Annotated in this window: 16 protein-coding genes and 2 pseudogenes; 11 read left to right on the top strand and 7 right to left on the bottom strand. The window is 59.5% G+C overall.

Annotation, left to right across the window (positions count from 1 at the left end):
- Window positions 1–96 precede the first annotated feature (96 nt).
- The 5 genes from tnpC to HNQ71_RS31220 all read right to left on the bottom strand — a co-directional run bounded on the left by tnpC (window position 97) and on the right by HNQ71_RS31220 (window position 7,004).
- Window positions 97–1,629, bottom strand: a complete 1,533-nt coding sequence (tnpC, locus tag HNQ71_RS31235) for an IS66 family transposase (protein ID WP_184877783.1) — start codon at window positions 1,627–1,629, stop codon at window positions 97–99.
- Window positions 1,630–1,698: 69 nt separating this feature from the next.
- Window positions 1,699–2,055 (bottom strand): IS66 family insertion sequence element accessory protein TnpB, encoded by a 357-nt coding sequence (tnpB, locus tag HNQ71_RS31230; protein WP_023709031.1) that lies wholly within the window; start codon window positions 2,053–2,055, stop codon window positions 1,699–1,701.
- Window positions 2,052–2,438, bottom strand: a complete 387-nt coding sequence (tnpA, locus tag HNQ71_RS31225) for an IS66-like element accessory protein TnpA (protein WP_210334122.1) — start codon at window positions 2,436–2,438, stop codon at window positions 2,052–2,054. Before tnpA ends, tnpB begins: the two co-directional genes overlap by 4 nt.
- Before the next feature lie 90 nt (window positions 2,439–2,528).
- Window positions 2,529–2,711: a hypothetical protein gene (locus tag HNQ71_RS34655; RefSeq protein WP_210334121.1), complete on the bottom strand. Its 183-nt coding sequence runs from the start codon at window positions 2,709–2,711 to the stop codon at window positions 2,529–2,531.
- Between the two features lie 75 nt (window positions 2,712–2,786).
- Window positions 2,787–7,004: a sacsin N-terminal ATP-binding-like domain-containing protein gene (locus HNQ71_RS31220; protein WP_184877767.1), complete on the bottom strand. Its 4,218-nt coding sequence runs from the start codon at window positions 7,002–7,004 to the stop codon at window positions 2,787–2,789.
- A gap of 272 nt (window positions 7,005–7,276) precedes the next feature.
- Here HNQ71_RS31220 and HNQ71_RS31215 point away from each other — a divergent pair, with 272 nt between their 5' ends.
- Together HNQ71_RS31215 and HNQ71_RS31210 are read left to right on the top strand one after the other, a co-directional pair.
- Window positions 7,277–8,842 (top strand): hypothetical protein, encoded by a 1,566-nt coding sequence (locus HNQ71_RS31215; protein ID WP_184877765.1) that lies wholly within the window; start codon window positions 7,277–7,279, stop codon window positions 8,840–8,842.
- Window positions 8,843–9,299: 457 nt separating this feature from the next.
- Window positions 9,300–10,331, top strand: a complete 1,032-nt coding sequence (locus tag HNQ71_RS31210; protein WP_184877763.1) for an IS110 family RNA-guided transposase — start codon at window positions 9,300–9,302, stop codon at window positions 10,329–10,331.
- Between the two features lie 163 nt (window positions 10,332–10,494).
- On the opposite strand, the gene HNQ71_RS31205 is transcribed toward HNQ71_RS31210, so the two are convergent.
- The gene (locus HNQ71_RS31205; RefSeq protein WP_184877761.1) at window positions 10,495–10,998 is read right to left on the bottom strand and encodes an ATP-binding protein; all 504 of its coding nucleotides are present in this window, start codon (window positions 10,996–10,998) and stop codon (window positions 10,495–10,497) included.
- 288 nt (window positions 10,999–11,286) lie between these two features.
- On the opposite strand from HNQ71_RS31205, the gene HNQ71_RS31200 reads away from it, so the two are divergent.
- From HNQ71_RS31200 to HNQ71_RS31180, 5 genes are all read left to right on the top strand, one after another.
- Window positions 11,287–12,546, top strand: a complete 1,260-nt coding sequence (locus HNQ71_RS31200) for a metallophosphoesterase family protein (RefSeq protein WP_184877759.1) — start codon at window positions 11,287–11,289, stop codon at window positions 12,544–12,546.
- On the top strand, window positions 12,543–16,010 hold the full coding sequence (locus HNQ71_RS31195; RefSeq protein WP_184877758.1) for an AAA family ATPase: 3,468 nt from the start codon (window positions 12,543–12,545) through the stop codon (window positions 16,008–16,010). Before HNQ71_RS31200 ends, HNQ71_RS31195 begins: the two co-directional genes overlap by 4 nt.
- Before the next feature lie 132 nt (window positions 16,011–16,142).
- Window positions 16,143–16,916, top strand: coding sequence for a DUF6088 family protein (locus HNQ71_RS35090; RefSeq protein WP_343068292.1), 774 nt, complete (start codon window positions 16,143–16,145; stop codon window positions 16,914–16,916).
- On the top strand, window positions 16,913–17,299 hold the full coding sequence (locus HNQ71_RS35085; protein ID WP_184877754.1) for a nucleotidyl transferase AbiEii/AbiGii toxin family protein: 387 nt from the start codon (window positions 16,913–16,915) through the stop codon (window positions 17,297–17,299). The genes HNQ71_RS35090 and HNQ71_RS35085 overlap by 4 nt, the downstream gene beginning before the upstream one ends.
- The gene (locus HNQ71_RS31180) at window positions 17,296–18,696 is read left to right on the top strand and encodes a type ISP restriction/modification enzyme (RefSeq protein WP_425492287.1); all 1,401 of its coding nucleotides are present in this window, start codon (window positions 17,296–17,298) and stop codon (window positions 18,694–18,696) included. Before HNQ71_RS35085 ends, HNQ71_RS31180 begins: the two co-directional genes overlap by 4 nt.
- A gap of 471 nt (window positions 18,697–19,167) precedes the next feature.
- Here the strand turns inward: HNQ71_RS31180 and HNQ71_RS31175 are convergent.
- A pseudogene (locus HNQ71_RS31175) lies at window positions 19,168–19,428 on the bottom strand (transposase); the annotation flags it as partial.
- Between the two features lie 710 nt (window positions 19,429–20,138).
- Between HNQ71_RS31175 and HNQ71_RS31170 the strand changes: the two are divergent.
- The 4 genes and pseudogenes from HNQ71_RS31170 to HNQ71_RS31160 form a co-directional block, all read left to right on the top strand.
- Entirely contained in the window at window positions 20,139–20,852 is a 714-nt protein-coding gene (locus HNQ71_RS31170) for a VOC family protein (RefSeq protein ID WP_246462214.1), read from the top strand.
- A gap of 78 nt (window positions 20,853–20,930) precedes the next feature.
- Window positions 20,931–21,100: pseudogene (locus tag HNQ71_RS35080) on the top strand (IS66 family transposase); the annotation flags it as partial.
- A gap of 867 nt (window positions 21,101–21,967) precedes the next feature.
- Complete coding sequence (locus tag HNQ71_RS31165; protein WP_184877752.1) at window positions 21,968–23,266, top strand: aminotransferase-like domain-containing protein; 1,299 nt, start codon at window positions 21,968–21,970, stop codon at window positions 23,264–23,266.
- A 2-nt stretch (window positions 23,267–23,268) separates the two neighbouring features.
- The coding region (locus tag HNQ71_RS31160) for a formyltransferase family protein (protein ID WP_343068291.1) at window positions 23,269–25,074 on the top strand (1,806 nt) is incomplete at its 3' end.

Here is a 25,074-nt window from a genome sequence, read left to right as displayed (position 1 = left end):
GCTTTTTGGTCACCCAGGCACTCGACGCCGGTCGGATGCACCGCGGCCATCACTGCTCGTATGGCCAGTCAGACGGACCATGTGTAAGCGCTGTTCTCAGGCCACGGCCTTGAGCTCGGGAGCCCGGATGTAGGCCCAGGGCAGCAGGTGGTCGATCTGGCTGTTCGGATGGCCATTGACGATCCTGGTGAGGACATCGGTGAGATAGCCGAGCGGCTCGACACCGCTGAGTTTGCAGGTTTCGATCAGTGACGCGATGACAGCCCAGTGTTCGGCGCCGCCGTCAGAGCCTGCAAAGAGCGCGTTCTTGCGGTTGAGGGCAATCGGACGGATGGAGCGCTCGACCACGTTGCTGTCGATCTCGACACGGCCGTCTTCGAGGAAGTGCGAGAGCCCTTCCCAGCGTGAGAGGGTATAGCGGACCGCCTCTGCGAGCTTGGTCTTCTGGCTGATCAGGCCGAGCTTCTCTCGCAGCCAAGGTTCGAGGTCGGCGATAACTGAAGCGCTCTTTTCCTGGCGCATGGCGAGGCGTTCGTCAGCCGACCGGCCGCGGATGGCGTCCTCGATCTTGTAGAGCTCGGCGATCCGTCTCAGCGCCTCGCTGGCAATCGGCGCGGGACCAGCTGTTGCCAGTTCATAAAAGCGTCGGCGCACGTGTGCCCAGCAGAAGGCGAGCGTGACGCCACTCTTTTCGGCCAGCACGCGATAGCCGCCATAGCCGTCGACCTGCAAGATCCCGGTGAAGCCTGCGAGATGAGCGATCGGACGCTCGGCCTTTCGATCCGGCGCATAGACATAGGCGACGCCCGGCGGGTCGCCGCCATTCCATGGTCGGTCATCGCGGGCATAGGCCCAGAGTTGGCCTGTCTTCGTCTTGCCGCGGCCGGGATCGAGCACCGGCGCGGTGGTTTCGTCAGCAAAGAGCTTCGGCGAAGCCTTCAGCTTGCCAAGCAGCCGCTCATGCACCGGACGCAGATGCCAGGCGGCGCGGCCGACCCAGTCGGCGAGCGTGGAACGATCGAGATTGATGCCTTGCCGGGCGTAGATCTGGGCCTGACGATAGAGCGGCAGGTGATCGGCGTATTTGGAGACCAGGACCAGGGCGATCGTCGCCTCGGTCGGAAGGCCGCCTTCGATCAGCCGGGCCGGAGCGGGAGCCTGCACGATTACATCCTCGCAGGCGCGGCAGGCATATTTGGGCCGGCGCACCACGATCACACGCAACTGCGCTGGGACGATGTCGAGCCGCTCGCTCACGTCCTCACCGATCCGATGCAGACCATTGCGGCAGCACGGGCAGGCATGGTCCTCGATGTCGACAACCATCTCGACACGAGGAAGATGCGACGGCAGTGCACCCCGGTTGGCCCGACGCTTGACAGTCTTTGCCAAACGTTCCGTGGGAGCAGCCTGCTCGTTCTCCTCCTCGCCGGCCGCCTCGATCTGCTCGGCTTCCTCGAGCCCCAGCAGCAACTGATCCTCGGGGAGCGTCTCAGCTCTTCGGCCGAAGCGGTGACGCTGCAATTCCTTGATGATCTGGATCAGGCGGGCGTTCTCGACGTCGCGCGCCAGGACCATCGCCTTCAGCGCGTCCGGATCGTCGGGAAGCTGGTCAGCCGTCATCGCCATGACCGGATCAGACCATATTCGCCGACAGCCCGCGACAGCGGAATCCAGGCTGATTCACTTCGTCGCGGGTCAGCCCGCCTGGGCTGGAACGCGGGTCCGGCGCGCCTCGTGGACCCGCCGCCAGTCGAGACCTTCGAGCAGCGCCGACAGTTGCGCGGCCGTCAGCCGCATCATGCCGTCATGCACTTTCGGCCAGCGGAACTCGCCGTCCTCCAGACGCTTGGCATAAAGGCAGACTCCAGTGCCGTCCCAGAAGATCAGCTTGATCCGGTCGGTGCGCTTGGCCCGGAAGACGTAGACGGCGCCGCTGAACGGATCGGCGCCCATCGTCTCGCGCACCAGCGCGGCCAATCCCTCCGCGCCCTTGCGGAAGTCTACTGGCTTTGTCGCCACCATGACCTTGACCGCACCCGTCGGCCCGATCACGTCGTTGCCTTAAGCGCGCGGATTACAGCAGCCACCGTCTTGCTATCGGCGCCACGGCCAACGCGCATGGCGACACCGTCGATCTCAAGCTCGATCACGCCGGCGTCGCGGACCGCTTTCTGCTTCCGTGGTCGTCCCAGGCGCTTCGCTGCGGGTTCGCTCGTCGGCACGGCAACAACCGCTGGCACAAAGGCAGGAGATTCTTGCTGCACCGAAGCAGCCTGTTTGCGCGCTTCCCGGCGCCAGGCGAAGACCTGCTGCGGCCTCAGGCCATAGCGGCGGGCGACCTCGGAAATGATTGCGTTCGGCTCCAGCGTCTCGGCGATGATCCGCGCCTTATCATCCACAGACCACTGACGCCGACCGCCAGCGCCGTTGATCACCTCGAAACGTCGAGGCTGCCGCTCCGGGTCAAGCGTAAGGTCAAGTCCAGACACAAGCCGATCTCCGATCCCATTACAGAACCGGCAACCTCACAGATCGCGACCACTCCCGAAAGGTGGTCCGGAAACAGCGCTTACGACCATGTAGCCATCGTTTAGCATATCCTTTAAATCGGCGCTCGCCTCGATGGGTACCATCGTGCCGCCGCCATGGAGATACCGCAAGTACCAGGTGCCATGAACCAAGAATGCCGTGCCGAGTATCTCACTCATTTGCTCAGCCTGGATTGCTAGCCCCGCGCATCGAGCCCGCCAGATAGTGGGAGCCGCCCGCAAGGACGCGATCCATTATCCTGCGATAGCATTCAACTTTAGTTCTTCGCGCGTGGGAATCTGATCGAGGCGAACCTCGCATTCGCGCGCCAGGGCGCCTCGATGACTGAGTGGATCAACAACAATCGTGAGATGCGCCGAACCACGGAACCCCGTGTCAAACAAGATCTGATATATGTAATAGCGAGACTTTTGCCGCCGGGCCGCGACAATCTCATTTGGCGTCAACCGAACGGGGCCTGACTTCACTTCGATGAATCGCGCAACACGGGAGACATCGGGATTGGCCTTGAACGCTTCGCGCTCGGCCTCGCTTATGAAACTCAGACAGTCGCAGCCATAGGCATGGGTGCCTTGCAGCCGCGACACCTGAATAGGAAACCGGCCCTCGCTCTCTTCGAAAAGCAGCGCCCATTTTTCGGCATCGCTTGGGAAAGTGGTGTCATTTCTTGTTCCCGAGCCAGATGTAGCGCCGCCAATGCGAAGTCCGACCGTCCAGCCACCGCGGCCAGCGCTGCTTTCGAATTCGAGCTTCGTCGCAGTAACGGCTGTCACCTGTCGTGAGGACGATGGAGGCGGCAGTGTGACCGAAGTAGGGGTCGCGGCTGGTCGCGACGCTTCGTGTTCCGAGACCGCCGGCCCCCCGCCAACTGATACTGGCATATTTACCTCGCCCTGCTCCGACCGCAGAGGCTCCATGGCTGCGGCGAGTGCCGCCGCATCGACGCCGAAAGTATCATCCGCGCTTTCGATCTCCGCTGACACTGCGGCGATCAGTTGCTCGACCTCCTCGGGCGTGTGATTACTTAAGAGCCTCCGCAGTTGGAGCGTGCGCAAGCTGTCGGAATGAGCCGTCAAAAGCTTTTCGAAATCGCTCCCGCTCTGAAGCTCGAAGAGCTCTGCCAAGCCGTCGCTCATCGCCGCGGCCGCGCGCAAAAAGACCTCGTCCTCGTTTTCGGAGATGTCGACCCCGATTAAGAGCGTATCGCCGTCGAGGAGATATTTTCCGGGCTCGAGCTGCCCGGCGAACAGCTTCGTTCCGAGGCTAAATTCCAATTCCGCCTTGAGCACGATCCTCAGCGTCAGCGCCTCTAGCCGTCGCAGCCGCTGCGTCTCTATCGAATTTGCGCTGCGAAACGCCTTGATGAACGGCAGGCTCGCAACGAAGCGCGAGCGCAACAGTTCTGCGATAATGCCTTTTTCCTCGACAACGTGCACGATCGCAAGGCTAAAATCCTGCTTGCTGAGAGGCTTTACCCCGAATCTTTTCTCGACGTCGCTCGCGCTCCGACGAGGAGGCACGTCGATCAGTGCTAAATGATCGCGTGCCGCGACGGGAAAATTATCCCGGTCGAGGTAAAGTGCAGAGCCGACAGGCTCCCAGCAAAGGGCGCCATCTTTGCGCACCTGAACTTCTCCTTCAGCGAAGAAGCGAGCGGCCGCCTCCCGGGTGGTATCGGGCGAAAACTCTTCAATCTCGAGGATCTGGGCATACAGTCGCCGGACGGTATCATGGCCCGGATCCCGCGATTTAAGTGCACTGAGCAAACGATAAATCTGCACTTCGCCAAGATCGGAGATTCCTTGCGGCACGTGGGCGTGTACGAGCCCGCGCAGCCACATCGGTCTCGTCAGACCGAGGGCCGTTTCTTCGGCTTCGCCCGGTGGCAGTGGCGGCTTAAAGAGAGCGCTGAGCCGTCCGGGATTGATCATAGCCTCCGCTGGTGCGGCCGGCTTCCCGCCCACCACAGCAAGCCATGAATGGCTCAGGAGCGCCGCACGCACGAGATCGGGTATTGGACCAGCATAAGGCTTGAAAGTCGCGTTGCCCGACCTCGCATGAAGTTTAGTTTCGAAGGCCGCCGGGCGCAGAATATCGAAGCGCGGATCCAAGGCGAGCCATGCGAGAATGGCCGCGCTCGGTGCGGATGACAGAATGCCCTCGAGCCCCGCGATCCATAGATGTTCCGCACTCCATGACGCGCCCCAACGCAGTTCGCCTCGTGAGATGGTGCGACGGAAATTGCCTTCCGACACTTCGAAATTATCGGGAAGAGCGGCGAGGACCGAAGCCCGCATCGATGGCGGTACTGGCTGCTGGATATCCGCAGGCCATATGTTGACGCTGAGCCAGCGAAAAAAATCGGCAAGCCCGGGCGCATCGGCGGGCAAACCATTCTCTTCGGGCGTGCCAAGGAGGCGCTGCGGCTGTGCAGCATAGAGCGCCGAGAGTATTGGTCCATTTCCTCCATAAGGCTGAGAGAGATGAAGTTCGCCTGCGTCATGCCAAAGACCATCTGCCCCGATCACCTCGGTTCGCCCCGAGGGTGAGAAGGCGTCCTTGGCGACCGTCTGGCGAAGCCCGAACAAAGCCCCGATGAGTTCGCGGCGAATTCTGTCGGGATCGCTGCGTCTGCGATTCAGCATATCCGCAGCCTGGCGGCGAAGCGAGGTTATCACGCCATTTGCGTTGAATTCGTGGATGCCAAAACCGGCAAGCTTGTCGAATCTTTCACGCGCAGTACCACCGAGGCCAGCAGTGATCCTGCTCCAAAGCTCAGGGTGCAGGAACTTGGCGCGTGCCCATCGGGGCAGCGTCGGCGGCTTTCCGCTCGCCGGCAAAGGAAAGCAGCTGTTAGTTGGCGACAGTGGGCGGTCCGTCACATCGAGGAGAAGCTCGCGATCATGCAATGCGACTGGCAGCGTCTTGGCGATGCCGACGATAACGCGCGCCCGTTCGCCCAGCGTGAGCGAAAGAGTTTTCAGCTTTTTGACGATCTCCGCCGGATCAATGGAAGACACCTCGAGCCTTTCGAGAGTCCGACGATCACTCTCTGTCTTGCAGCGTGCGAGCGTCCGAAACAAACGCGTCGGCAGATATTGCCCATAGTCGCTCGGCCCAAGCGCGGTCTGGCCGGCCGGAACATTATTGCCCCCGTAAGTTGGAATGAGCGGGAGGATACGTGCGGCCTTGTAGACCTCCATTTCGAAAAGCTTGAGAGGATCGGGAAAACTCTCGCTGCGCGAGAGAAGCGCAATCGGATCGGCAATCGCACGGCAGGCGAGTAGGCTGTGAAGGAAGTCGGCATAAAAGCGGCCGAGCGCCAAAAGGACTCCGATATTGACCTCGGAGTTTGCGTTCAGCGATTTGCGATGGGAATCGAGTTCGAGTGTTGCGTGAAATAGGGCCGGGAATGGCAATTTAACCGATGTCGGGAAATAGCAGTGCAGGAAGCCGGGCGTACTTGGCGGTCCGGCGCGCAGCGCGATCGCGAGTTCATAGGGTCGACGACCTTCCGGATCCTCGGGATCAGGTACCGACCCCTTGCGGCGCTGACACATCCATTCCTGGCTTGAGCGCTTGCTGTCGGTTACTATTTCGATGGCGAACCGATCCTTCCCGAGCATGGTCTTTGTCCACCGCGTTTCCGGTCGGTCATCGATCTGCATCGCGATTTCGTCGAGCGTGGCGACGAAAAGCAGGAAATCGGGCCGGAACTCTAGGAGTTGCTCCATCGCCTGCTTGTGAGCTTTCTCGTCCCCGAAGGCCGCTACAACAACAGTATCGAAGCCTTCGAAGCGCAACGCCCGCGCGCGTTTCATCAACGCACCTATAGCCTCGCTCGCGAGATTTTCGAGCGCGGCTCCGGTGGCGGGAAAGGGCAAGATCGGCGCGATCGGTTTCTTACTTGCGCGTACGAGGGCATTGATGTTGGGAGCGATGCTTGCGAGCCGGGCGACCTCGCGGCGGGCATGCGTGCGCGAAAATCCTATCTCAAGCGCGCCGCTCGTTATGAAGGGTTCGGCCGACCAATTAAGCAATGCCCGAAATCCAAGGCCCTTCGCTCCAATTAGCGTCGCCTGGCGGTCAGGCTTATCGCTCGTATGCGCGGTCATGAGCGATCTTATTCCGCCGGGGCGAAAGGGCATGCCGGTGTTCGCGACGCAAAGGCCCTCTGCGCTCACCTCGATCCGTACGCGGCCATGCCCGCCCTGTTCGGCAGCAGCGTCGGCTGCGTTCTGGACGAGCTCCAGCAATTCGCGTCCGGCATAGTCGCGGGCGGTAGATTTCTCGCCGTTGGCGTGCCCCTTAAGCCAGTCCGGTTTGGCGCAATAACCGTCCTCGGTCTCCCTGAGACGCACAGCGAGCCACTTATGCCAGGCCGATGCATCGGGAGGCATTGGTTCCTCACCGTCACCAGGGCGCACGCAGTTGATCAAATCTGTCGACATCCCGGCTTTCGGCTCCCCTTCTCCTAGCGAGAAGCAGCTTCCCCACTGATGCGCAAGGCCTATCGCACGATTTGTTCAAAACCGTCATTGGGCCGGAAGCGGAGTGCCCGCTTTTGGCGTACGCCGCTTGAACCAGACTTTAGCGCGTCGCTACACTCCCACGTCCTGGCCAAGTGTTGGTTCGAAGGGAAACATCGACTTCCGGGTTGGTGCCGAACTAACTGGCTGATCGATCCTTGGAACGGGATGAGAGGCTGACTTTGCTACGAAGTGTGTTCATCGTCGAATCATTGAGCCCAAAGGACTTCTTCGAGCGTTGGCTCGATGGCCACGCCGCCAATGAGATCCTAAGAATCCTCAACATTGAGACCGAATATCGGATCGCCTTCACCCGCCCACTTGTAGAACGTGCGATCAGCGAGGCGGCCGACGGGAATTTCGAGGCTTTGCACTTCTCATCCCACGGCAATAGCAGCGGTATTTGTCTGACTAATGGAAAAGACATGAGCTGGCCCGAGTTTGTTGAGTTGGTCAAACCGGCATCCGGGCGAAACAAGGCGCTTGTCATGGCCACCTGCGGCGGCGGCGACAAAGAGTTGACCAAGGCGCTAACCGCGGCTGGTGTCGTGTTCGGTTGGGTATTCGGTTCGACCTCTGACACAGTCACGTTCTCGGATTCATGTCTGGCTTGGTCGATCCTCTACAATCGGCTTGTTGATCATGGTTTCCAACGGCCTGCCCTGATGACCACGTTGCGAGCCATCAACGCCGCATCGCGGGCGACTTCGTGTATCGCCGCTGGAACGGAAGAAAGTACCTTCATTACCCGACAGAAAAATAAATGTGACGTGCATATTGACAAGCAATCCGGCCTGGCCTGCCTGCCTTTCAGGCATCTATCGATGCCCTCGATGAAGGGGGACTGCAGTTGGGCACCGTATCGCAGTTCTTTCAGCCGCCACTCTACTGGCAGCAGTTCGAGGAGTTATGTGTCGGGATGCTTGCGGAGGTCTATGACATTCCCAACGCACAGCAGGTGGGACGCTCGGGTCAGTCGCAGAACGGTGTCGACGTCTATGGTCGGTCAGGGCGGCATGGAATTATCGGCAGCCAATGCAAGCGGCTCGCCGATCTCGATGAATCCCGGCGGGGCAGTCACCCGTGCCTTCCTGCGCAAGGAAGCGAAGGCGGCGCTCAAGTTCCAGGCCAGTCTCATGCTCTGGATCCTTGCCACCACGGCGCGGCGAGACGCGCGCGTCCAGGCCTGGGTCGATGAGCTCAATGAAGAATGGGAGAACGAGGACCGCGATCGAATCGCGATCGTCTGGACTTGGTACGAGTGTATCTCCCACCTCAACAGCTTCCCGACCCTTCAGCGCTGGTATTATCAGGACGTAATCCAAGTTCGCGCCTCGAAGGATCTCGATGAAATCATCCTGCGCACCATCGCCATGGCGTTCGCGCGTCCCGCTTTCGAAGTACCGCTCCATTGCGAGACGCCCAACGAGTTCCTCCAGGCCCTCAAGGACTCGCAGAAAGCGCTACGCACCGGCGAACTCGTGGATCGTGAAAGCCGCCAGGTCATCCGCAAAGCGATCGGCGGCTATCACGAGCTCGACGACGATCAGGCACGGCTTGAGCTCGGCCGCATTGACAAGCAACTGCGGCAGTTGCGCACCCAGCTTGAGCAAGGCCTCAGAGACAAGATCATCCAACGGATCGACGGCTATCTCAACATCCAGGACGGAGCGCTTGCCCGCCATCTCGAGGAGCTTCGCCAGCAATGCGTCGATGACCTAAATCATGTGTTGAGCAACGCAGGGCTTCCGACGATCTGAACGGCCTCAAACCGGCTAATCGCTTGCCGGTCGCTATCGTCTTCCTTCGGGACCGCCGGATGACAGTGAGGAGCCGCGCGAGCGGTTTAGTCACATGCGCCTGTCTCACGCCGGACGAGTGGCGGCGTCTAACGTCGGCTTTCCGATTCGGGCTGGGGAGAAGACAGTCCGACACCCATCAGTAGGGACAACATCCGCGTTCTGGACGAACGGCGGCTTTCGAGGCCGTGGTAGTGCGGCCTCGATGACCGACTTGTTGCGCAAAGCTGCCATTCGCGTCGTAGAGAACATATGAGGGCTTCGGGTCAGTGAACGAACATGACGTAATCGCGGGAGCGGTGGCCACCTAAGATGTGGCGTCGATGTTCGAACATCTAGCCGGCTGGCTGTCCCCCGATAGGATGAAGAACGGGCTCACGATCGACACCGGGCCCCAGGCATCGAACGGAGGACAGCCATGAAGCAGTATATCGGTCTCGACGTATCCTTGAAAGAGACGGCAATATCGATCCGGCAGGACGGCAAGAGGATTTGGCGGGGCAAGTGCGCGTCCGACCCGCAACTGCTCGCGGCGGTGATCCGCAAGCGCGCACCGTATGCCTGGCGGGTCGTGTTCGAGACGGGGCCGCTGTCGGTGTGGTTCTACCATGCGCTGACGGCAGAGGGGCTGCCGGTGATCTGCATCGACGCGCGGCATGCCAAGGCCGCGCTCGACATGGCCGCGAACAAGACCGATGCGAACGATGCCGATGGCCTGGCACATCTGGCCGAGGTCGGCTTCTACCGAGAGGTTCGGGTCAAAGGTTTCGACAGCATGCTGATCCGCACGCTGATCACCGCGCGGCGCCAGCTTCTCAAGATGCGTTTGCAGATATCCAACCAGATCCGCGGATTGAGGAAGACGTTCGGCCTCGTCGTGCCCAAGGGCGCCGGCAGCGTGTTCGAGCGCAACGTTCACGATCTTCTGCAGGGCGAAGCAAAGCTGGCGCGCATCGTCGTGCCAATGCTTCGGGCATGGAGTGATATTCGATACCAGATAGCAGAGCTGAGCAAGCAACTGGCCGCGATGGCTCTTGAAGACCAGCACTGCCGCCTGCTCATGTCGGTGCCCGGTGTCGGCACCGTCACAGCCACCGCCTTTGCCGCGGCCGTGGAGGATCCGGCGAACTTCAGAAACTCGCGCGCCGTGGGCGCATGGGTGGGCCTGACCCCGAGACGCTACCAATCTGGCGAGGTCGATAATGACGGCCATATCTCGCGCCGTGGCGACAATCAGTTGCGCGGACTGCTATACGAAGCGGCCGCGGTCATCCTGAACCGGTCGACGGATACCAGCACCCTGCGAACCTGGGCGTTGGAGCTGAAAGAACGGCTCGGCTTCAAACGAGCCGCCGTGGCCCTGGCGCGCAAGCTGGCAGTGATCATGCATGCGATGCTCCGGACGGGCGAGCTGTTCGATTCGCACGGAGGAACGCCCGCCGCTGCCTGATCCTGCAGACGCTCGACTACGACGATTTCTTCAGGCCATTCAACCAATAGCGTTCTTACAGGACGCACCGAGCCGTCCCTGCCGGGACGTGGCTGAGATCATTCCGCGAAGCGGGAAGCAACTGGCCTCGTTTAGCCGATTGCGTAACGAACATAGGAAGATCTCACCTGCGAAACTCATCCTGCGGCGACCTTTGCATCGACCGCGTAGACGACCCTGTACCCGGCATACGAACGAACGAGCATCGACAGATGCTGAAACACACATTCGTCAGGATGCGTGCAAAGCCGCTTTTTCCAGCACCATTTCCACCATAGACGAGTGTCAGTTGGGGCGAAAAAACCAGCTCCGCAGATGGGGTCAGCGCATTTACGCCGCTGACGTCATGAATTCGCAAGAGCCGGGGTTTTTGGGAGGCGAGCCCGCTCGCTTTGCCGGTTATTGTTGCCGGAATCTCAAGCTTTGGGCTTGGTTCGTCCGCCAGTCCGAATCCATGCAGGAAGACACTATAGACCTGCCCGATCTGCTCAGCGGTAAGAACGCCATAGCGCACCGCCCAAGCAAGTGTCAGCTTTTGCCAAGGCGAGAAATCCTTCGCCCAAATCTCCAGCTCATCCCAAACCGTCACCTGAGAGGGCGGTGCCGCCTGCACGTCCTGAACTGTCAATTTGTCTCCCCCGATCAGCCGTCATTCCGATAAGTAATCGGGTACAAAGTCAATCTCCAACGAATCAGGCGATACTATTTCTTGTGTCCAACACTTGAACGCCAGTACATGCCGACTGTGGTTTTTGTGACGCCCTGAACCTCAGCCTCACGTTTCTCCCTTGCCGGGCTCGGCTGAGTTTCAACAATCACACCCTCCAACGCGATAGAAAGCCAATGCAGCGTGTCGTGAAATTCTTCTATCGAGCCTCGGTCGATCACCGGTATGTTCGTGGGCGGAGACCGCGGAATGGCATTTCGATTCGTACACACTGCCGACATTCATCTCGACTCGCCGCTGCGTTCGCTGGCGATGCGAAACCCCGACCTTGCAGAACTCGTCGGAGACGCCAGCCGTCAGGCGTTTGTCTCGATCGTGGATCTCTGCCTTGCGGAACGTGTCGATGCCCTGGTCATTGCCGGCGATCTCTATGATGGCGATCAGACGTCGATGAAAACGGCGCGGTTTCTGGCCTCACAAATGACAAGGCTTCACCAGGCCGGCATCAAGGTTTTCAAGATTCGTGGCAATCATGACGCAATGTCGCGGATATCGAAACAGCTCGTGTTCCCGGACACGGTCACGATCTTTGAAGGCCGTCCCCAGTCAGTGCCGCAGACAGCCGGCGGGGTCGACGTCATGTTCCATGGCTTGAGCTTTGCTAGCCCCAAGGCGCCGGACAGTCTGCTTCCCAAGTATTCAGCTCCGCGTGAGGGCGCGGTCAATGTCGGCATCATGCATACGAGCCTGGCCGGATCGCCCGGCCACGACGTCTACGCCCCTTGCAACGTCGCCGACCTGCACGGCCATGGCTTCGACTACTGGGCGCTCGGGCACATCCATGTCCGCCAAGTCCATTCCGGGGCGAGCACCGTGTTGATGCCAGGAATTCCACAGGGCAGGGACATCAACGAGGCCGGAGAGAAATCCGTCACCCTGGTGACGATACGAGACGACCGCACCATAGAGATCGAGGAAAGGCTGACCAGTATCGCGCAATTCGAGCGGGTGAACGTCGACCTGACCGAAACGGTGGAATGGTCCGAAGTTGTCGGGCGAGTCCGCTCCGCGCTTGAAGGTGTGCGCGCCTTCGTCAGGTCCCGTCATGTTGTGGTCCGTCTCGGCCTGACCGGGGCGTCACCTATATCCTGGGCGCTGATCCGTGACCGCGACCTACTGCTCGCAGAAGCTGAGCAGGTTGGGGAACAGATGGGGGACACCTGGGTGGAGAAGCTCGAACTTAACGTTTCTCCATTCGCAGCCGAAGCATCCGAGGGCGTCGCTGATCCGATTTTCGAACTCGCTCAATCTATGCGCGCCGATGCCAGCTCGGAAGCTTTCCGTGCCGAGGCGAGGGCGTTGGTCCAGAAGATGATCTCGGACCTTCCGCCTGACGGGCGCGATTTCGCCGGCAAGGACGAGGCTGGGCTGGAGTTGTTCCTCGACAGGGTGCTTGCCAACGGCGCCGACCTGGTCACCGCCCGCCTCAAGGCCGGTGGGTCACAATGAGGCTCAGGCGACTTGATCTCATCCGTTATGGCAAGTTCACCGACAGGACGATCGACTTCGGGCCAAAACCGGAATCCGGTCCCGACCTGCATATCGTCTTCGGCCTGAACGAAGCCGGCAAGTCGACCGCGCTTTCCGGCTATCTCGATCTGCTGTTCGGCATCGAGGAACGCAGCCGCTACAATTTCCTGCACGAGTACAGCGCGATGCGCATCGGCGGTGTACTCGAACTCGGCGGCGCGGAGCACACGTTCACACGCACGAAACAGCGCACCAACTCATTGTTGAACGCGAATGGCCAACCGGTCAGCGAAATGGCGATATCATCACATCTCGCCGGGCTGTCTCGGGACGCATACGAAACCATGTTCTCGTTGGACGACGAAACGCTGGAAGCAGGTGGAAAATCAATTCTGGAATCGCGTGGCGACCTGGGCAAGCTTCTGTTCACGGCCAGCGCCGGCCTCGGGCACGCAAGTGATACATTGAGCGTGCTCGAGGCCGAAGCGGACAGGCTCTATCGCAAGCAGGCACACGGAACCGAGTTTGCGCTGCTCAAGAAGCGGCTTGCCGAACTAAAGTCCGGGAAGGAGGCGATCGACACCTTGGCGTCGACGTTCGAAACTCTAGAAACAGAGCGCCTGGACGCGACAGAAAAATACAACCGCAGCATCGCCGAACGGTCGGTGCTGTCGGCTCGGCTCGATACGATCGCGAAGTATCTTCGCGCGATCCCGATCCTTGCCGATATCCGACGTAAGGAAGCCCAACTAGCCGAGTTGCCTGAGATCGCTTCACCGTCACGGACCTGGACGGGCAGCGTCGCCGACATGATCGAGACCGACGCCAGTCTGAGAACGCGGCTATCCGCGAGTGGGGACGAGCTCGAGCGGGTGATGACGAAAATCGCCTCGGTCGATGTGGACGCAGTGATCCTTGCGATCTCCGAACGGGTTCGCGGCCTGGCCGACCGCAAGGTGCGCCACGTCTCGGCCGGCCTGGACCTGCCAAGTCGCAGGACGGAGCTGAAAATCCTCGACAATACTGTGGCGACCTGCCTTGCCGCTCTTGGAAGGTCCTCCGAGCCACACCCTGCCAACCTGCTCTTGCCTGCTGCAACCATTGGCGCTGTGCGCACCATGGTCGAGCAGCGCTCCGGGATCGTTACCAGCGTGCGCGTTGCGCGCGAGGAGGCCGCGGCAGCTGCTGATGCGCTCCAGGCGGCACGCGAGCGCGTCGGCGAAGAACGGGCCGTGCCCGAGCCTGCCAGAGCGAGGCTGCTTTCGGCTTTATCGACGGCAAGAGCCGGCGGGCACATTGGGGAAACCAAGGCGGCACGCGAGGCAGCGGATGCGGGTGCAACTCGATGGGAGGCCGCGATCGCGCGCTTGCATCCCTGGTCGGGAGATGCGCAGACATTGGCCAGGGTCGCCATTCCGAATGCTTGGCGGCTTGGCGCATGGGAGGCGCTGGCCGCAGAGCTCGGGAAGAGCAGGGGCGTCCTTTCCGAACGTCTTGCCGAGCACCAGGGCAATCACGATTTGCTTTCGGCGCGGCTGGATGCCCTTCGTGCCTCGGTCGATGTCACCGACGATGATGTGGCGGGCGCCATTCGGCGCGCCCGGGACGAGGCCTGGGCAAGGCATCGCGATGACCTGACTGGCGAAACTGCGGATGATTTCGCGGCAGCACTTGCTCGAGACGACAGCGTCGCGGCAGGCCGTCTGGCTAACGCGCGGGAGCTCGTTGAGATCCGCAGCACAAACCGCAACCTCGCAGAAATCGCTGCCACCATCGCGCATACGCGCGACCAACTTGAACGCAACAGCTCAGATCGGGAGGCTGTGCTCTCGGAAGTTCTTGCAGTCGCAAGAGACCTGCTTGGAGAAATCCCCGAGACATCCCCCGAACAGCTGATCGAACTGATCGAGGATCGCATTGCTGCCCGGATCGATGCGCTCGCGGCCTGGGAGGAGATCGAGCTTTCCCGCAAGAAGACCGAGCGGGCGGTTGATGAGGAAGGCCGAATACGCCTGGAGCTGAGCGGCGCACTGGCGAGCGTTGGCGTCGGTTCGGATCCTGGTGACAGCCTGGAGACGGCCATGGCCGTGGCAGAGCTGTTCCTTGAGAGGCAATTCAAGGTGGACGCTGAGCGCACCGAGGCGCTCAAGACCGTTGGCACAAGGCAAGAGGATCTGGCTGCTAGACGCCGAGCCATCGAAGTCGCTGAGCGACGTGAGGATGAATGGCTAGCCGGCGTTGCCGAAGCGCTCAAGGGCACCTGGCTCGAGAGCGGCATCTCGGCGCCCGGCGTCGGGGGCGTCCTCGATCAATTGGCTGAACTGTCCAAATGTCTTCAAGACCGGGACGCCATGCAACTCCGTATCGAGAAGATGGAGGCCGACAGGGACAATTTTCTGGTCGAGGTTACCGCCGTTGCAGCCGAAGCGGGCGAGGCGGCCAACGACGACGAACCGGAACAGCTGGCGGTTCGGCTTGCCGAGCGCCTGGAGCGCGCCGAGCGCATGCGCGAGGCCAAGGCAGGCCTCGTCAATGACCTGCAGCGCCTGCAGGATGGGCGTGAGACCCTCGATGCCGAGATTTCGGTACATGAGCGCCGCAGGAACGAGGTCCTGAGCGTCTTTGGCGTGGCCACGCTATCCGAAGTCGTGCAACGCGACGAACTGCTGCGCGACAGGGATCGCCTGCGCACAGCCGTGGCCGAACTTGAGGAGCAGGTGTCGGCCGAGCTCGCGGTGGAGGGGTTCGAGCAGGCGCGTTCGATATTGGATGCTGTCGATCTCGACAGTCTCGCAATCGAGAAGGCTGAGGCAGAGCAACGGCTTCGCGCTTCTGACGAGGCGATACAGCACCAGCTCATTCGGCAGACGCGCGCGACCGACAAGCTGGACGCGATTGGCGGCGACAGCGCTGTTGCCCGGATAGATGCCGAACGGCGCACCGTCCTTCTGGAAATCGAGGAAAAGGCCGTCCGCTACATCGAGCTGAAATTGGGAATAATGTCGGCTGGAAATGCTCTGCGTCTCTACCGCGAGCGTCACCGCTCCGGGATGATGGAGCGCGCATCAGACGCATTCGCGCTCATGACGCGCGGCCAGTACTCTGGCCTGACAACTCAACCTGTGAAGGGTGGGGAAGTGCTCATCGCGTTGCAGCGCGATGGGCAATCCAAGGTCGCCGACGCGCTGTCAAAGGGCGCGCGCTTTCAGCTCTATCTGGCCCTGAGGCTTGCGGGGTACTACGAGTTTGCGCAGTTTCGGCCCTCCGTGCCCTTCATCGCAGACGACATCATGGAAACCTTCGACCATGTCCGTTCCGAGGAGGTCTTCAGGTTGTTTGGCGAAATGGCAAGTGCCGGTCAGGTGATCTATCTTACGCATCACCAGCACCTATGTGAGATCGCCAAGGCTGTTGTGCCGAGCGTAGCGATTTACGAACTTTGATAGAAATGGGTGATTGTGCCGTAACCGCTCTACGTCGATGAGGGCGTTTTGCGCTACCAATCATTTGATGAGGACGTCGAGCTCGGCAGCTACTTGGATTGTTAGTAGCAAGCCAGGTTGTTGGTCCGAAATATGTTGACATTTTTCGGACATTCCAAGGCTTGGCGTTCGTCCGAAATACGTATACATATTTCGGACATGAGCGAGACTCGATCTGACCTGAAGGCTCTCATCCAAGATCACATGGCGACAAGTCCGCCACGCACAGTCTGGACGCCTGCGGATTTTCTTAACCTCGGCAATCGCGATGCGGTGGACAAAGTGCTGCAGCGGATGGTCAAGGCCGCCGAACTGCGGCGGATTGATCGCGGACTTTACGATCGACCAACGTTCAACACCTTGACTCAACAGAAAAGCCCACCAGACCCCCGTGGCGTCATCGACGCCGTAGCGCGGCGTGATCAGATCCGGGTTCTCGTTGACGGCATGACCGCAGCAAATGACCTCGGCCTGACTGACGCTGTACCAGCTCGCATCGTTGTACACGCCGACGCACGGTTGCGGCCGATTCGCCTTGGCAACCTCGACATCACCTTCCGGCCCACGTCGGCCAGCAAACTCTACTGGGCTGGGCGCCCGGCAATGCGCGTCGTCCAGGCGCTGCATTGGATGCGCGATATGCTAGGCCAAGATGAAGGGAACCAGAAACTGTTACGGCGCCTGCGCCGACTGCTGAACGATCCCGACCAAGGTGACCGCCTCCGTGCCGACTTGGCCGACGGCCTGCCAACCCTTCCCGCCTGGATGCAAGTTCTGTTGAAGCCCCTACTGCAGGACGCCGCTGAGGTATCCCAAGGCCGGCTCCAGCCGAGCGGGACTACGCCTCCGAGAATGCCGAGCCAATGAATTCTGCTTACGACCAGGTCCTGAACGCCGACACCGAGACAAGAATGGGCTTGTTTACAACAACAGCTCAGCGTCTTAACTCCACGCCGCAGAATATCGAAAAGGACTTCTGGGTCTGCTGGACCTTGGACGCCCTGTTCAATGGCCTGCCTGCCGACAGTCCAAGGCTACTCTTCAAGGGCGGCACTTCCCTTTCCAAAGGGTTCGGCCTTATCAGCCGGTTTTCCGAGGACATCGACGTTACTGTGTTTCGCGGTGATTTAGGGGAAGGGGCCTCGGTCGCCGAACTTCAGAACCTCAGTCGCACCAAGCGCGAGGCCAAACTAGATGCCATCAAGGACGCCTGTACGGCCTATATCAAGGACCGATGGCGGCGGCCTTGACTGCATTGGTAGCTGCCGCCGAAGAGCGCACGGGACTGCCGCTCGAAGACTTTCAGGTACGGGCTGACGACGATGACAATCAGACTCTCCTGCTTTGGTATCGTCGGCTAAAACCAACAAGACAGAACCGTTGGCGGCTCGCGCCGCACGCACAAGCAGCGGGCTACGAGGCCTGGCCCAGCCTCGAAGAGATATTCCCGACCCGGATACAGGGAGTTAATCCGAACAGAGGTATTACCGGCAGCGTCATAGATGTCGACAAGAAGCTCCTAGCAGATCGCGTGGCCGCATACATTCGAGCAAATTGTTATGCAGATGCGACAAGCGCCTGCCCCGCTTTGGCTGTGCCGCGCGCAAACTACTCGCCGGAAACGACCTGGAAGGGCCTTCAGAAGCTCGGTTTCGATGAGAGCCGTCTCAAGCCGTACCTACTGTTTCCATTTGATCAGCGCTGGATTTATTACGAAGACAGGCTCAATCTCCTGAATAGGCCTCGGGAGACGCTCAGGGTCAACCTTGACTGTGAGTGCTTCCTGATAGCGGTGCCCGAGCCGCGTAAAGTCTCGGAAGCGAGACCCCTCTTTTCCCGGACACTCCTAGATCTGCATGTTCATGACCGCGGATCGGTCGCCATCCCTGCTGTCGTTAGGATAGACGCCCTGACTGGAGGCCGTTTGGCCAATATGTCGCCGGAAATTTGGGCTGCGCTTCGCGAAGCTTGGGACAAGGCGGGAGGACTCGAAGCCCCCGATGCCCATCTCTGTGCGAACGAGTTGATCCACATTTGTTTGGCGATCATGAACTCGCCCGCTTACCGCATGGAGCATGCGAGCGCGTTGGGGGCCGACTGGGCTCGGGTGCCAATTCCACGAAATCCAGCACTGGCTCGACAGGTCAGTGAGTTGGGTCGTCTTGTTGCGGCCCTGATGGACTGTTCGACCGACGCATCGTCCGTGCTTCCTGAAATACTCGGCCGTGATAAGCTGGCCAGCATTGCGGCAATCCGGCGATCAGACGGTCATTCTATAAGCGCCGACGACCTTCGCGTCACCATTTCCTACTTCGGGGCAGCGCCGGGTCGTTTCGTGCCAAGCGACGACGTGAGCGGAGAGCTTTGGATCAACAATGATGTGTATCTTGCCAACGTTCCTACGACGGCATGGCGATGTGAACCCGGGGGCTATCAAACCATCCGGAAATGGCTTGGCTATCGTCATGTCACTCGCCTCGCGGGGAGGCCGATGACACTGGAGGAGCAGCGCTGGCTTCGGAACATGGTTCTCCGACTCACCGCACTTTCAGCATTAGAAGCGCAGATGGACGAGTTATATTCAGCGGCTTCCGAAGACGCGTTGATCTTCGGCAATGAGATACCCTCTGTTCAGGCTGCTGAGTAAAATGTGAAAGTTTGGACCGGCGCCCATAGATAGCTCCCCCATAATAGGTGCGCGGCTGCGATCACCGTTCCGATAGCTGCCTGATATTGCGTCGGTCTCGCCCTCATAGCATTATGATCATGCTCAAGATCTTCGTCGCCGTTACGGACAAGGACTGGTTCGATTTCCTGTCTGGCAGTGAGCTAGACGAGGTAAACGGTTTGGGCGCCAAGTGGAAGGACGAATTTCCGCGCCTTACGTCCGGGAGAGCTTTTCCTCTTCAAACTTCACGCGCCGCTCAACTTCATCGTTGGCGGAGGCATCTTCTCGACCTCTTCGAGTCTTCCGCTTTCGCTCGCTTGGGGGGCATTCGGCGTGAAGAACGGCGTCCGCAGCCTTCCCGAAATGCGCGAGCGAATTCGACCCAGCTCAGCGGCGTGATGTGCCGTCCGGCGGAACCTGGCGATCATGCCGTTTGTACGCATTCCAGAAGCCTTCTGCCTGGCGCAGCCGCAGGCCAAACACAAGGCCCAGCGTCAAGGTGGTCTCGATCGCCAGATCAGAATAGCGGTGCTAGCCGCCAGGTGTCTCGCGTCTTGGCGCTTGCCACCTGGACAGGGCTTCCGGCGTCACCCACAGGGTCAAACTGCCGCGATGACGAAGTCCTGCCTCATATTCCGGCCAGTTCGTCACCCTGAACTTCATCTTCTCCTCAATATGATGGCGGCGGCTGGTATTGTGTTTGAAAGGCATTGCTACGCTACAAAGGCTATTGCGGTTACCGCTTGCCTAAACCCACACCAATAAAAGATCCGTGCACCAACGCCTCAATCAGCGACAATTTACGGCTGTGCGGGATCAATTCGGCCGGTGGCTGGTGCCCGTCGAACGCGCACTACGCGTTCAGGCCGAGGGGGCGGAGGTCAGCGGTCTCGGAACGCGTAGGGCCTAAATTTTCTGCGCGTCGATTGCGCTGCCGCGACGTTTGCCTTCGCCAACTCGGCAGCTACGGGTCGCAAAGAGCTTCGTAGGCTTGCTGCGCCGGTGGTGACCGCGCTGCAGGTTCGCCCAGATGCCAGTGCCCAAAGGGCTTGAAGCGTACGTGGCGTCGGGTTGTACGATCTGAAAGCAGGTGGCGACGGTCTCCAGAAGCATCCCTGTAAAGATCTCTCAGGCGCGACGTCCTGGTACCGGGGGTACTGAGCAGTTCCGGCTCGCGTCGGATGCCGCCATTTGCGGCCTCAAGCATTGACGAGATTGCCGCACTATCAGCCTGCGCGGTCTGGGCCTGTCTCGGGAACCGGCAACTGGCTCCAGTCGTCGCGGCCGGGACGTGCGGGCTATCTCTGTTGGTGCGGGCGGGGAAGGACACACAACCGGCAGCAGGCGACATGTCGAACATGGGACATCGCAATGTAGGATCATTCTATTGCTTTGAACGATCTTTTCCGTTGGCATGGTACATGCACGTCACCGACAAACGCGCTCACACTGAGGAGAAATTTTTCCATGATCACGCTAAATGGATCATTCCCGGATACGCGACGCTGCTGATCTGGAATCAGGCTGTTAGCAAGCTTATGACTTTATCATTAAATTGGCTGCGTCACCTAAACAGAAGGACTCCGAAAATGACCTATCCCGCGGATTCGCCGTCGGATGCATCTCTGAAAAACTCTATCGAGGCAAATGGCCGTCATAATCCTCGATTTCGCGGCATTGATCACATCGCTTTGGCGGTTCATAAACTAGATGACGCTATCCACCTGTTTCAAGATGTCCTTGGCTTTAAGCTTAGGCGGCGATTGCAGATAAAGGGTAAGACGACTGGGATGGTGTGTGCGGACATGGTTCGGGACGACATGTGCTTTGTACTTTGCCAAGGCACAGAGCCAGAGTCGCAGGTGGCTCAACTTGTCCAACATTACGGGGTTGGTCTAGCTCATGTTGCACTATCTGTCGCCGATGTGTCGGCGGCGGTCAATACTCTTAGAGCACGGGGATTGTCGTTCGACACGACCATTATTGAAGGACCTGGCCTAACACAAGCATTCTCTTCTCGATGCCCTAATACGGGGATAAGCTTTGAACTCATTCATCGGAATGGAGAGGAAGCATTTCTTGAAAACAACATACAAGAACTTTTCGAACAGCTTGAGAAGTCTGGTAAATACTAATCCAAGAGGTCTGCCCCCGCCGTTTCTATGGCGATGCTGGCGATCCGACTTCAGGCGCGCCCGCCGGCCTACCGGGGTCCCGCAAGAACGATCGAAAGCGGATTCCGACAAAAGCGATCGTCGTCCATGTCCGGTTGCCGTCTCAATGCGCCGATCATCTCACTCTCTACAGACTGCCCAAAGTCTGCAAGTGGCGAGCCATCGCTCTCTACCGTTTGACACTCGCGGACTGGACCGGCCGTGCCGCCTGCACCTGCGTCCCGAGTGACCTGAATGCGCTGAGCGATGGTGCTTTCGCGCGAAGCGGAAAATGCAACTTCAGTCAGACATCAGATCATCAGAGGGTTGCAGCGCCAGCGGGCCGACGGGCCGAAACATTTACCGAAGATCAGCTTCTCCTCGGGCTTAAAGAAGCCGAACATATCGAGGCGAACGAACTGGACGAAAGGCAAGCGTAACCTGATCTGCGCCCGGCACGGTGACCTGCCACTGAACTTTCATCCAGCGGCGATTTTCCTCGGCCGTTTCTGTTACGCCGTGGCGCGCGTTGAGCAATCGGCGAAGACGCGGAGCCTTCGATCAGCGTACCTCCACCGCCCGGATCGCCACGGTATCGCCTTTAGAGCTTCTGGCCTGAACCTGGCAGCGTCCTGTCCGACAACCCGCACGCGCGCGACAAACTCGAGCCTTCCTCAGATGCTTGCGTCCAATGTCCGACAATGTCGGACACTAGTCATCTTAGTATCGCCACTTAATTGTTTTGGCATGATTTTCCTTTGGCACGGCACTTGCTCGGTCATGTGTATCTGGGTCGCGGTTGAGGAGAAATCGTCTCATGACTATCCAAAATCCGGTCAGCTCTAGGTGTGCGTGGACGCAGTTTGCGAACTTCATAGGATCCGAGTCCTCTCGCTTTGAGAGGCGGCTCAGCTTCGAAGACATGCACTCAGGCGTGCAGGATGGATTCATCAATCAAACGAATGGGTGCCTTTTTGATCAGCTTGATCATTCTGGCGAATAAGCCGTGAAAATGCGTGAGCCCTTAGACCTCAATGATGTCCTCGCTCTGAGACTGGTGTGGTCCTCAGCTCGCCGATAGTCCTACGCAGGGTTCGATGTTGGATCACAGATCGCAATGTTCAGTTATGAATTTTTTGAACGAAGTCTCGAGCACGATTCCGTCGGCAGTCTCGCTGGCGTCTGGCAGACCGAGTGAGCGGTTCTTCGACAAGCTCGACCCCCAGGTGCTGTTGAATGCACTAGTAGTATATGAACGCTATTCAGCTGGCGGTCACGGGGGCGGGCGATTATTGTCGCACTTGCTGCAGTATGGACGAACCGCCGGCATTATCGGCGAGCTCGTTGCACAACAGGTCCGGTCTGATGAGGGGGTTCCCGCGAGGGCGGATCGCGTACTGATCACCTCAGGATGCCAGGAAGCGCTCGCACTCTGCCTCCCGGCGCTGTGCCCTGAAGCTGCCGATGTGCTCCTAGTCTGCAATCCCACGTATATTGGTGCGACCGGTGCAGCTAAGGCCGCAAGGGTCGCCGTTACAGCATTGTGCAACTCAGTGCCTTGCGTTGCAGAGGCAGTCGAACTCGCCGTCCTGCAATTGCGCCAGAGTGGTCGGAAGGCCCGCGCTCTATACCTCATTCCCGATTTTGACAATCCGACCGGGCGCGTCCTCGATAAGGCCTCACGATGCGATATCCTTCAAGTGTGCGCAAGAAATCGGATCATCGTTCTGGAGGACAATCCATATCGCCTATTTCGGTATGAAGGTGATGAGATCCCTCCGATGGCCGCTTTGGATGAGGTAGGAAGTGTTATTTACCTGTCCACATTCTCCAAGACCTTGAGCCCAGCTCTCCGCGTGGGAGCTGCGACACTGCCCGATACAATATTTGGAGACGCGCGCGCTTGCCGGGCACTTTGGGAAAACCTGGTCCAGCGCAAGAGTTTCGTCTCGCTCAATACAAGCCACATTACCCAAGCGATTGTGGCGGGACTCTTGATCGAGCAGGCAGCAAGCTTGCGTGGCTGGATTCGCCCCGCGCTGGATTGGTATCGTGCAAATCGCGACGTCATGTTGCGTCAGCTAGACAGTGTGTTTTCGCCTTTCCCGGAGCAGATTCGATGGAATCGACCCTCTGGCGGCTTCTTCCTGTCTCTTGATCTTCCTTTCAGGTTTGGCGCGGACAGCGTGGACGAGTGTGCAAGGCGTGACAATGTCATTGTTATGCCGATGAGCTTCTTTGCGTTGGATAACTCGCAAGACTGCCGGATTCGATTAGCATTCAGCGCGGTTACTCCCAAGCAAATCCGAACCAGTGTGACAGGTTTAGGCCGCTATGTGGCGCGGCGGTTAGGGCGGGAACTGCCCAGCTTCGTGGATGGACTGGCCGAGGGGTGAAGATGGCACGTCAGTCTTCACCGAAGAGCGCAAGCGCTTACGAAACAGGCGATCGGACTGGGCAAGGCCCTGCAGCCCAATCAATCTCCGCTAGCGTGTTTGTTGGCCGTGGTACGCTCGCAGTTAGGTGCGCGCAGCTGGCAATGGAGATGGGCCACCCCATTGGCGCGGCGCTGTGTGGCGACGCTATATTCGCAGAGTGGGCGGCTCGCGCCAATATCCCCTGTATTGCGAGTGTTGACGAGCTCTGCTCTCGTTTGAAGGCCGAGCCGGTGGATTGGATTTTCTCGGTTGCCAATCCGTACATATTGCCGGTGGATGTGTTCGGGCGGGTGCGTCAAGGTGCTTTCAATTACCACGACGGTCCACTGCCACGATATGCAGGAACTCACGCGACGTCCTGGGCGCTGCTGGCCCAGGAGAGCGAGTATGCCATCACGTGGCATCGTATCGATGATGGTGTTAATGCGGGTGAGCTTGTGGTTAAGCGCCAAGTGTTAATTGCGCCGGCCGATACGGCGTTGACCCTGAACCTCAGATGTCATGAAGCCGCGGTCGAGGGCTTCCGCGAGCTTTTAACTGGCTTGGCGAAGGGAAAGCTTACTGCTCGTCCGCAGGCGCTAGTCGACAGAAGCTATTTTCCGAGACGTCGACGCCCAGATGCGGCAGGCTGTCTGCGATGGGATCGATCCGCGCGAGATTTGTCAGCGATGACGCGTGCACTAGACTTTGGGCCGTATAATCCCAATCGATTGTGTCTGCCCAAGGCTTTCGTGGGTGATGACGTTGTCATAGTCAGGCGCTTGGAGGTGTTGCCTCGACGCTCGGGCCTTCCGGCGGGTTCCCTGCTTGAAATCCACTCCGGCCACTGGCGTGTGGCGACGGGTGCGCAGGATGCTGATGTTTGCTTTGGCCGCCCCGATGGTCAGCTGCTGGACGCGCGAGCACTCGCCAGGAACTTCAATCTGGATGAAGGTTATCGCCTTCCAATTTTGAGCGGTGATCAGGCGCGGAGCATAACTGCCGCCCATGAAAAGCTGGCGCCTGCAGAGGATTTTTGGCGGCGGCGGCTAGAGCAGTTTAAAATATTGCAGCTTCCTTTTCTATCGGCGTCCGTGGCTGAAGCGCCGCACAGATGGCGGTCGAGCTCGTGGTTCATTCCAAGTGCTTTGACTAAACTGTCGCCGCATGATCGCACGGAATACCTGGTAACGGCTTGGCTGATCTATCTCGCCCGTATCGCGGGAGAAACAGAGCTTCAACTGGGATGGACGCCTGCATCGGATAGATCGCAAGCCGGTTTGAAAGCGTTGGAGGTGCTTATCGCCTCTGTCGTGCCGATGGAAGTTACCATTGATCTTGCACTTGATTTTGAGGAAATGCGCAAAGCGGTGGCGGCCGAATTCGCTCAGCTGAGGGCGCACGCTAGCTTTGCCCGGGATCTTATCGCGCGCTGCCCGACATTGCGAGGTGTGGAGGCGCTACGGTCGCACCGGCCCTGGCCGATTGGCATCACCATCACGACAGACAGCTGTCCCGTCGCTGGCGATCTGAAGACGAGCCCCAGAGCTAGGCCAGCCCTATGCGGCGATTTGCTGACCTTTGAGGTTTGCGCTCTGGATGGGAGCTTTCGCTGGCATTTTGATGCAAGTCGATTAGCGCCGAAGCAGATCGACCGCATGACGCAGCATTTGCAGAATCTGTTGTGCGCTGTGGTTGCCGATGCCGGGCAGCCGGTCGGCCGCATCGAGCTGCTGTCGTCCGCCGAGCGGACGTATCTGCTGGAGGATCTGAACCGGACGGCTGCG

This window comes from Mesorhizobium sangaii, assembly GCF_014207355.1.
GTDB classification, from domain to species: domain Bacteria; phylum Pseudomonadota; class Alphaproteobacteria; order Rhizobiales; family Rhizobiaceae; genus Mesorhizobium; species Mesorhizobium sangaii.
This window is presented reverse-complemented; position numbering and strand designations above follow the sequence as displayed.